Raw genomic sequence first — 9,975 nt, 5'->3', positions numbered from 1 at the left:
TATTAAATCTGGGTTATCCAGAAAATCTCTAGGATCGGAAGGATCTTTTTGATTATGTATACGAGAATACTCACGATAATTGTTTTTTCCAGTCAACTGTATAATTCCTCGCCCGCGATATTTATATCCTTCTTGGCTTGCCTCATCTCCATTACCATTCCTATTGGCATAAACATAACTTCCTAAATTAGTGGGATTATTGGCATACATGCCTGAATCACTCCAAAGCTTAGGGCGAAGTCTAGGAAAATAAACACACTCATCCTTTGAATCATCATAGCCGGCTTGATTATTTCGACAGCCAAAAATTTTCCTCATACGAACTGGTGTATAGTTCAGGTTTTCTTCCCGCACCTTAAACCCACTTTCGTGACCAACCTGCGCCAACAGATGAGAAACTCTAAGAGGAGTATCAACACTATATAATTTTGCATATTTATTTAAAATGGGCAATATTGCTTCACAATAAGAGTCTTCTATAGTAGATCTCGCTTTTTTTAGCATGGCACGGGTTATTAGTTGACGCTCAGAGGCTGCGGCAAAGCAACTGAGCATGCCTATTGGATGCAGATGATAAACTTGCCCGTGTTTCGGCAATCCAACTACCTCCGCCACCTCATTCCACCAACTGATCTCCCTGATCCGCTCCTTCTCCGCCACCCAGTTCAAAAGTGGAGTCGAGCCGCTATGCCCCAGTACTTCATCCAATGCGTCCCACTTATGCGGTTCGTGGCGCCACTCACTTTCGTAGTGGATGATCAGTTGTGACAGCGACTGCGCGTGTGCCGGTCGTCGAATCGCCGCCTGCAACTCTTCAGCCGTCAACACTCCATCACGGTCTCGATCAATGATGTCGTACAGACGATTCTTCATCGGCCCTTTATCCGACATGTCGGCCCACGGGCCGTGGCGTTCAAGTTGCTCTTCATTAAAACGACCAGCCGCTCGAAAAAAAGACGCCAGGGTTTGCCGAGGGGAGTCATAGTTGAAGACGACGTCGTAGCCCTCCCACGACCATGGACTGAACCACGGCGTGACACCCACCTCTTCACGCACCCAACCATCGAGTAACACACCGTTTGCGTCGTGGAATAGCCCATCAAGCCAATACCAGTTACAGGCGCTTCGATCTGGCGTTGCGGTGACTACGATTTTTTTGTCTGCCGGCAGGCCATCAATCAGGCTTTTGGGCACCAGTAGATCAGCATCACTGGGCGTGCTGGCGGCGCTGAGCGTGGGAGGTTGTGTGGCGCTGAAACGCTCCTGATGCGTCACTACTGCGGTGCCCTTGGAGAATTTCAGCCAGGTCTTGCTGGCAGCAGGTAGTCGCTGGGACCAGGCACGGCTTGCCTCGATAAATGGCTCCACGTGGTCGGCACTGAACACTTCCAGGTGCAGCTTCTTTTCCGGGTGCTCGGCATTGCCGCCTTGATACTCGCCAATGTGACCGATCAAATCGCCCGCCTTGATCGGGATGGGCTGATCGAGCACCAAGATGCGGTCGGCTAGCGGTTCCGGGGCGCCTTCCAGCGAGTTGAAGTGAACGTATTGATTAACACGCTCCAACTTGCGGAACCTGCCTTCACCGCTGACGGTAACTTCCGTGCCATCGGGTAACTCCATAAGGACGGCGCTGCTGGTGTTCGCTTCTGCGCGGACACGCAGTGAGGGAGTCGCTTTGACCCGATACTCATCCCCGACGGTGGGGACAAGATAGTCAACCGAAAGGAAACCGAGCAGTGAGCCGTCGGCATTTTTCAGTACATCTGGTCCGTTAGTGTTTTCCAGCTTGCGATACTCACCCTCACCGCTGACGGTCACCTCCTCGCCCCGTGGCAGCAGCGCCAATACCCTGCCGCCCTGCGCCTGGTTACGCACATTCAGGCCTCGTTGCTCAGGAGGGCCTGCATGTACGTCGCTAACCGTCATCTTGACCCGGCGGATCTGCCCCTCGGGCCAAAATGCCGGACGGCGGATGGAAGAGTCATTCCGGTAAACCGCCCAGTCCTGCAGGTGCATATACAGGCTATAAAAGATCAGGCTCGGCGGTATGTCTGGGCTCCCCTCAATCCTGGGCGCTTCGAGGCGATGGCGGACCAGTACAAAGTTACGTGAAAAGGGCTTGTGTACGCACAGTTCTTCAGTGAAGTAAGCGGTGGTCGGCGAGCACGCATCAATGCGATAGGCCACCACCTCTCCGTCGGCCAGGCAATGCACGCTGGATTGATCCAAGGTACCGGCCGTGCCGCTGTCGAAATGCACCCCGCCGTGCCAAAGGCCATTGCGGCCCAATGGGTAGTAACCGGCTGCTGCCTTGGCCATTTGGGTTAGTTGAAGCAGTGAGTTGCTTTTGTCCTTAAAGGGATGGCTCCAACTTTTCAGCGGTTGCAGTGTGTTGGTATTTGTTTGCGTTAACGCGGGAGCCTCTTCCAACGGTATCTGCGGCGCTGTTGAAGTCAATGCGTCCGGCACATAAATCGGCGCCTTTCGGCCAGGGTTTAAAAGGTTAAAAAACACAGAGAACAAGTTAGCCATGATGTGAGTCGCTCCTGGTTCGCAAAGGGATCAGCCAGAGAAATCCGCAGGCCCGTTGGCCTTGGATTTATGCTCGGTCAATTGAGGTGGCTGCGGCATATCCAGAACTTGTTGGGCTGGAGCCAGGAAGTCGAAGTACGCCGACTTGATGAGGTAGTCCCCCTGAGTCCCAGACTCGATGCTGCTCGGATTGAGGGTGATGTAGCTGCCCCCTGCGTTGAGGGTGATCTTCTTTTTCGCCGTGATATGAATCTCGTCCTCGGTACTGGTGATGTCCAAGCCGTGACGCGCAAGTAACTCCAGCCTGTCGTTTTGCGCCTGGATCTTTACCGCCCCCTGATTTGCGATCAGCTTGATCCCCAGCTTGCGCACAAACAGGCTTACCCCCTGACCCACACCGATGAACAGTCGCTTGACCACGCTGATATCTGCCTCGGCCCCAGCGTTGATCATCAGGTTGTCTTGCGCCGCCAATTGCAGGTGCTGGCCGCTGGTCATGGCAACGCCATCAGGCGCGCTGAACATCAGCACGGACGACTTGAGTTGCTCCAGGTCTTGCTTGAGCAACTTCAACTGCGCTTGTACATCGGCGGGGTCTGCATGGGCTGCCTGGGCGTCTACCGACAACCCGGCCAACTGTTCGCCCGCCCGCTGTAACCGGCCCAGCGCGGCGCTCATTTCAAGCATCTGCCCCTGCGCTTTGGGCTGTGCGTCAGCACTGATGAAGATGCCGCTGCCCGCACGGATGGCGGCATGGCCATCGGTACGCAATTCGGCTCCCTGGCCTCGCGGTTGGCGCTCACCATCCACCAGATGCCCAAGACTCAACTGGCTCTTGCCACTGTGCTCGGTACTCAGCTTGACGTGCTCCTGCCCCCGCGTGTCGTCCATGCGCAGTTTGTTGTTTGCCGGGGTGCGCAGGACGTTGCGTTTGTAGTTGCGCAAGGTCACGTGGTCGACGTGCTGGCTGTCGTGCAGGGCGTGGGCGATGTAGGGGCGGTCGGGGTCGCCTTGTTCGAAGGCCACCGCCACTTCGGTGCCGGCAATCAGCGGCAGGTGCAGGCCGTGGGTGTCGCCGGCGTAGGGCCGGGCCAGGCGTAGCCAGAGGCTTTCTTGACCCAGCGTCCACGTGTCGCGATCGAACAGGAACTGCACCCGGTAGCGCCCTTCCAGGTCGATATGGGCGTAGGGGTCGTTGGCCTGGTTGCTGGTGACGCGGGCGGGGATACTGCCGGCGACCAGGGGTTTGTCCTTGAGTGCCGGGCGAAAGCACACGCTTTCTGAATAGGGGATGGCCTCGAAGGTGGCGATGGAGCTGCTGTCACGGGTGGCGGTGGTTGTCAGGCCGGTGATCACCGCTCCAGGTGTAAAAGCCTGGGGCGCGCCGCCGGTGACTTTGAGTACCTGGCCCGGCGCCAGGGTGGCGCTGCTGGTGATGCCGTTGAGTTGGGTCTGATCGTTGAGGTAGCGCTCGTGGCGCAAACGCGCGTAGAAGTAGCCGCTTTCGCTGAGCAGGTCTTCGTCCTGATCGAGCCGGTCGCCGAGGGCTGTGTAGGGTTCGGCGTAGTGGTAGGCCTCGCCGTAGGTGGTTTTGGCGCCGCGGGTCTGGTCAATGTCGCCGGTCAGGTGCGCGCGGGCGTCGCGGTGGTGGTAGGCGCGAAAATGCACCTGTTGCTCGACCACCTGATGGTGGGATTGCAGGTTCCACACACAGTCCTGGTCGCTGCTGCTGAGGCCGGATTGTGGGCGGTACGGCAGTTCGACGTTGAACTGGTAGAGGCGTTGATCGTCGCAAAATTCGACCACATCAATGCGCAGGCGCTCGTCGCTGGTGAAGCGGTACCAGATGCCCACCTCGGCCAGCAGGCGGGTAATGAAGGCCAGGTCGCTTTCGCCGTATTGCATGACCTGTTCGCGCCGGGGGTAGTCGCGTTTGAGGCTGAAGAGAAAGTCCTGGCCTTCAAAGTCGTGGCGGCTGCGCAGGATGCTTTCGACGATTTGCGGCACCGATTGGTGCTGGTAGATGCGGAACTGGCGACCTCGCCCGAGCAGGGCCAGGCGTGGTTGCAAGGTGATTGCATAACTGGCCTGGTCGTTGGAGCCGGACTGGCGCTTGAAGCGGGTGATCACCCCGTGCAGGGTGCGCAGGGGTTTGATGGGAGGTGGCGTCAAACCCAACAGGGGCAGCTTTTTCGGCGGGGTGTGCAGGCTGAAACGGGCGTCTTTGCCGAGCAGGGTTTCGGCGGCGAGGTCGCGTTCGGTGCTGGTGAATTCGATGTGATAGGCGAAGGGTTCGCTTAGGCGTTCCTGGCCTTCGAAGGCGAGGACGTCCATCGAGGCAGCAACGTTGCGCACCCATAGGGTGTGTCGGCTGTGATCGAAGAAAGTCAGCATGCTCACACCTCCGAGGCGACGGACTGAACCGTGTCTTGAACGTCATCGAAGTGCAGGCTGATACCGTCATCGGCGCTATAACCGAGGCGCACGCCATAGGTGCGCCGCTGCGCGGCTCGACGCTCCAGCAGTTGTTGGCTGAGTACCGGCAGGATCTGTTCGTTGAGCAGGCTGTCGATGTTGCGTGCGCCCGAATCGGGCAGCAGGCAGGCGGCAACCAGCGCGTCACTCAGGGCGTCGTCGATCTGGCAATCCAGGCCGTAATGGCGTTGCAGGCGTTTGGCGACCTGGGCCAGCTTGATGGTCACGATGCGCTTGAGTGCATCGGCTTGCAGCGGGCGATAGATAAGGGTCTGAAAGCGTGCCAGCAGCGCCGGCTGGAAGTGGTCGAGCAGGAGCGGCCGCAGGTGTTCGTGCAGCATGCTGTCCGATGCGTCGGGTTGCGCCTGCACACAGGTGTGCAGCAGCTCGCTGCCGAGGTTGGAGGTCATCAGAATGACCGTGTTGCGAAAGTCGATCTCGCGGCCTTCACCGTCGCGCATAAAGCCGCGATCAAAGACCTGATAAAACAGATTGAGCACGTCGCGATGGGCCTTTTCCACTTCGTCGAGCAGTACAACGCTGTAAGGCCGCTGCCGCACGGCTTCGGTTAAAACACCGCCTTGGCCGTAACCGACGTAGCCGGGTGGCGAGCCTTTGAGTTGGCTGACGGTATGGGCTTCCTGGTACTCGGAAAAGTTGAGGGTGATCAGCGATTTCTCGCCACCGAACAGGCTGTCAGCCAGCGCCAGGGCTGTTTCGGTCTTGCCTACGCCGCTGGTGCCTACCAGCAGGAACACACCCAGCGGCGCCTTGTCATCGGTGAGCCCGGTTTTGGCCGCGCGCAGGCGCTGCGCCATGGCGTTCAGTGCCGAAGCCTGTCCGATAACGCGCTCTGCCAATCGCTGTTCCAGCATCAGCAGGTTGGCCTGTTCGTCCTTGAGCAGACTGCCCAGCGGCACACCGGTCCAGTCGGCGATCACTTGCGCCACGCTGCGCGCGTCGACATCCAGCGACAGCAGCGGTTGGTTGCCCTGAATGTCGCTCAACTGCCGTTGCAGGTGCGCACAGGTCTCGCGTTGCGGTGGCTGTGCCTGACGCGCATCTATCAGTTGTTGGGTGAGGTTCAGTTCCTGTCGGTATTGCTGTTCCAGATCGAGATACTGGCGTTGCAGGTCGGCGTGTTGGGCGGCTATCACCGTCAGGCGCTCATCGGCCTCCTCGCCGCCCAATCGCTGATCCTGTTCCAGCGCTTGGACCTCCAGTTCCAGGGCTACTTGCCGGGCGCTGAGATGGGTCAACGCCTGCGGCTCGCAGTCCAGGCTCATGCGCACGCGGGCACTGGCGGTGTCCAGCAGGTCGACCGCTTTGTCAGGCAGTTGGCGGCCGGTCAGGTAGCGTCGCGACAGGCTGACCGCAGCCTGCACCGCCGTATCCTGGATATGCACGCCGTGATGGTGAGCGTAGCGCGCCTTGAGGCCTCGTAGCATCAGGCATGCATTCGCGTCGTCCGGCTCATCGACCTTGACCCGTTGGAAGCGCCGTTCCAGTGCGGCATCGCGCTCGAAATACTGTTTGTATTCGCTCCAGGTGGTGGCGGCGATGGTGCGCAATTCGCCACGGGCCAGGGCCGGCTTGAGCAGGTTGGCCGCATCGGCACCGCCGGCCTGGTTACCGGCGCCGATCAGGGTATGGGCCTCATCGATAAACAGCAGCACCGGTTTTTCGGACTGTTGTACGGCGTCGATCACGCTTTTCAGGCGTTGTTCAAACTCGCCCTTGACCCCTGCCCCGGCTTGTAACAAGCCCAGGTCAAGGGTACGCACACTGACCGATTTGAGACTGTCCGGCACCTTGCCTTGGGCAATGTTCAGGGCCAAGCCTTCAACCAGTGCGGTTTTGCCGACGCCAGGCTCACCCACCAGGATCGGATTGTTCTTGCGCCGGCGACTGAGGATGTCGATGACCTGGCGAATTTCGTCGTCGCGACCAAATACCGGGTCGATTGTCCCTTGCGCTGCCTGCGCGGTGAGGTCGTGGGTGAATCTGTCCAACACAGCCTGCAACGCATCCTCCTGACTGACGCGGGGCGGGAGCATGGCGAGTTCACTGGAAGGCGCAGCGGTGTTGCCCGATGGGGCAGACGCTTGCAGCCCTGGACGCTCCTCGGATGTTTGATCCAACAGTGCCGCGAGACGCTGCAACTGCACCTGACTGAGGCTGAGCAGCGGCCACGCGGCTTCACACGCCAGCAGGCCCGGTGTTTCCATCAGCGCGCTCAAAAGATGTACGGAGCGCAGGCTGTCGTTGTTGTCGTCCAGCGAGGCAAGCATCCAGGCATTTTTGATCAGTTGCTGCAGCGGCCCCGACAACTGCGGCTTGCTTTGCACGCTGCGGGGCAACTGATCGATGTGCTCCAGCAACCCGTACCACAGCGTCTCCAGATTCCACTCGTAACGACGCGCGATGATGGTCAGATCACCGTCCCCCTGCCCCAGCAACTTGAGCAGCCAGTGCTCAATGGTGATCTGCGCATGTGCACGGTTCTGGCACAACGACGCTGCTGCACTTAACGCCTGTGCGCAATAGGGGTTGAGACGGCGAAGCAAGCGGGTGGAATTCGATGCCATACGGTTGCGTCCTTGTTCGGAGTGCCAGGTGAGTGGGTTTTCAACTCGATGTGATTGGCTGAACGCCCGCGAACGGACGCTCAACCCAGCACACCGGGAGCCAGCAGGCGAAAACCTGCCTGCGGCTCCAAGTGCATCAAGCGCTTTGGCGTTCATTCCAGGAATCGGAGTGGATGATGTTGCCGTCCTTGTAGGTCCAGGTGACCTTCTCGTAGCGCAACTCAATCTGTTCCAGGTGGTTGTGCTTCTCTTTGCTGGAGTCTTTGACGTCGTGCATTTTCGGCGCGACTTTCACCACCTTGACGTTTTCCAGCTTGGTGATGAAGTACTCGACTTCCTGCCCTGCATCGTCGATGCGGTACCACTTGAACTCGGCACTCTTGAGGGTCTGCCCGGTGGTCACCGCCTTGTAGAGGTAGGGACTGGACGCATCGATTTCCTTGGAGAACAGAAATGGGGTGTGAACCCGCGCGCCGGTCAGTTTTCCGGTGTTGTTGTCGGTGGGGATGTACAGGCTGTGGTCCTGGGCGACCACCTCGATACTGCCCACACGCTTATCGACATTCACCGAACCCTTGATTTCGGCACCACCATCGTCTTGCAGCCAGAGGTAAACGGGAATTGCCATGTGAAGCTCCTTTTCTCGGAAATTTAAACGTCGCGGGATGCGACAGGGGGTTGTCTGTCCGGCCCAGGGCGGGAGAGCTCGCAGGCCCCCGTCTCCGGTACCAGACGGATATCGACGCGGCGATTGGCGGCACGTCCCGCCTCGGTGTCATTACTCGCAATCGGGAAGCTGGCGCCGAATCCGTGCACCGCAAAGCAACTGGCGGGGATGCGCCCCATGTGTTGCATCCAGGCATGCACGGCGGCGGCACGGGCGTGGGAGAGCCGTAGGTTTTTGTGGCTATCTCCGGTGGCATCGGTATGCCCCGCGATAACGATCAGCCAGCCTGGCTGGGCCTTGATGTCGACCAGCGCTTTGATCAGGACCTGTGTCGAGCCCGGTTTGAGCTGGGCGCTGCCGGGAGCGAACAGTGACAGGCTATCGAGCTGCACCGCCGTGGCGGGTGGCTCAGGCGTGTCGGTCGATGGCGGCTCACTATGGGCGGCAAGCACTGCCTGGAGCGGCGCGCGCAGGCGTTCGCCGCGATACAGGCCCAAGCCAAAGGCCAGGGGCGCGCCGTGTCGGTAGTAAGCGTCCAGACGCTGGGCATGCTGACGGAGCACGCTCACAGCGTTTTCACGCCAAAGAAACTCACGCTGATTACGCTGGCTCGGCTGGGGGATAGCCGAATAGCGCCGCAGGTCGTCACTGACTTGGCGCACCAATAGGGTGTTCTGCCAGGCAGAGCTGGCGAGCGCGATGACACCTGCGCCGGTGAACAACCAGAGCGCCACGAGGCTTGCGTGTTGCAGTGGGGTACGCCGCGGGCGGAGTGCAAGCAGGTTGAGCAAAGGGTCGGGAAATGGCAACTGCACGTCCGTTGCCACCTGCCGGTTATCAGCCAATGCGACCTTGCTGCGCAACCATTGCTGCCATAGGTTTCCCGAGGCCGCCTGAGGCAGCGCCGCCGCCAGCTTGACCGCACAGAGGGTTGCCAAGGGGCTGCGCACGTTACGAATGACCAGGTGTGGCAGCACCGCTTCATGCAGCCAGGCCACGACACTGTTCAGCTGTATGCTCGCCTGCATCCGCACGGCCTGGAGGGGCAAGTCAGCAGTCTGCCGTTGCCACTCATCCAAACCGACACATGCACCCGCGTCACGGACACGCGTCTCGGCCTGGCCGTTACTCCAACAGAACCAGGGCTCTTCACCCTGCTGGGTTTGCAGGTAGCTCATCAGCAACAGCGGCAGCGCAACGTCGCGCTTGCGCACTACGGCAAGCTGATGGCTGAAGGCACGCACCTGACCGGCGAGGACGGCGCTGTCACTGTGGGCGCCTGGACTGACGATGAACATCACGCCCAGTTGCCCAGCCCAACCCGGCCGCAGTGCCAAAAGCGCCTCGGTGACAGCTGGCAGTTGCGCCACGTTCGGGACACGCACATAGCAACCCGAGGCCGTAACACGTAGGGCCAACTGCTCGGCCGGAATCTCACCGAACAGACCTTGCAGGCTGTCTCCGCAGACCAGCACCACAGGGTGACGAAACGACGCCGCAGGCAATGCCATGTTATCGGCCAACCTGACCGCCCCAAGCAGGCGCTCGGTCCGACGGTTCAGCGATACCCAGGCCCATGCGACACAACACACCGCGATCAACACCCCAACGGCACGCACCCACAGCGCGAGCGGAATGATGACCAGGAGAGCTAAGACCAGGACACCCGCCCACAGGGACAGGATTCGATGCAGGTTGAAGGTCATCGTC

5 protein-coding genes are annotated in these 9,975 nt (G+C 59.7%); all 5 read right to left on the bottom strand.

The annotated features are described in order from the left end of the window. Positions 1-2,535: hypothetical protein (locus tag AD670_RS18315; RefSeq protein WP_053135404.1), on the bottom strand; the 2,535-nt coding region annotated here is incomplete at its 3' end. Between the two features lie 30 nt (positions 2,536-2,565). Then, positions 2,566-4,929 carry a type VI secretion system Vgr family protein gene (locus tag AD670_RS18310; RefSeq protein WP_053135401.1) on the bottom strand — a complete coding sequence of 788 codons (2,364 nt, stop codon included), beginning with the start codon at positions 4,927-4,929 and terminating at the stop codon, positions 2,566-2,568. A 2-nt stretch (positions 4,930-4,931) separates the two neighbouring features. Beyond that, entirely contained in the window at positions 4,932-7,598 is a 2,667-nt protein-coding gene (gene tssH, locus AD670_RS18305; protein ID WP_053135398.1) for a type VI secretion system ATPase TssH, read from the bottom strand. A gap of 136 nt (positions 7,599-7,734) precedes the next feature. Further along, the gene (locus tag AD670_RS18300) at positions 7,735-8,226 is read right to left on the bottom strand and encodes an Hcp family type VI secretion system effector (protein ID WP_053135395.1); all 492 of its coding nucleotides are present in this window, start codon (positions 8,224-8,226) and stop codon (positions 7,735-7,737) included. Positions 8,227-8,249: 23 nt separating this feature from the next. After that, on the bottom strand, positions 8,250-9,971 hold the full coding sequence (locus AD670_RS18295) for an OmpA family protein (protein ID WP_053135392.1): 1,722 nt from the start codon (positions 9,969-9,971) through the stop codon (positions 8,250-8,252). Positions 9,972-9,975 lie beyond the last annotated feature (4 nt).

Origin of the sequence: Pseudomonas sp. MIACH (assembly GCF_001269925.1) — a bacterium.
Classification (GTDB): Bacteria; Pseudomonadota; Gammaproteobacteria; order Pseudomonadales; family Pseudomonadaceae; genus Aquipseudomonas.
The sequence above is the reverse complement of the archived record's forward strand: the minus strand, read 5'-3'. Positions and strand labels throughout refer to the sequence as shown.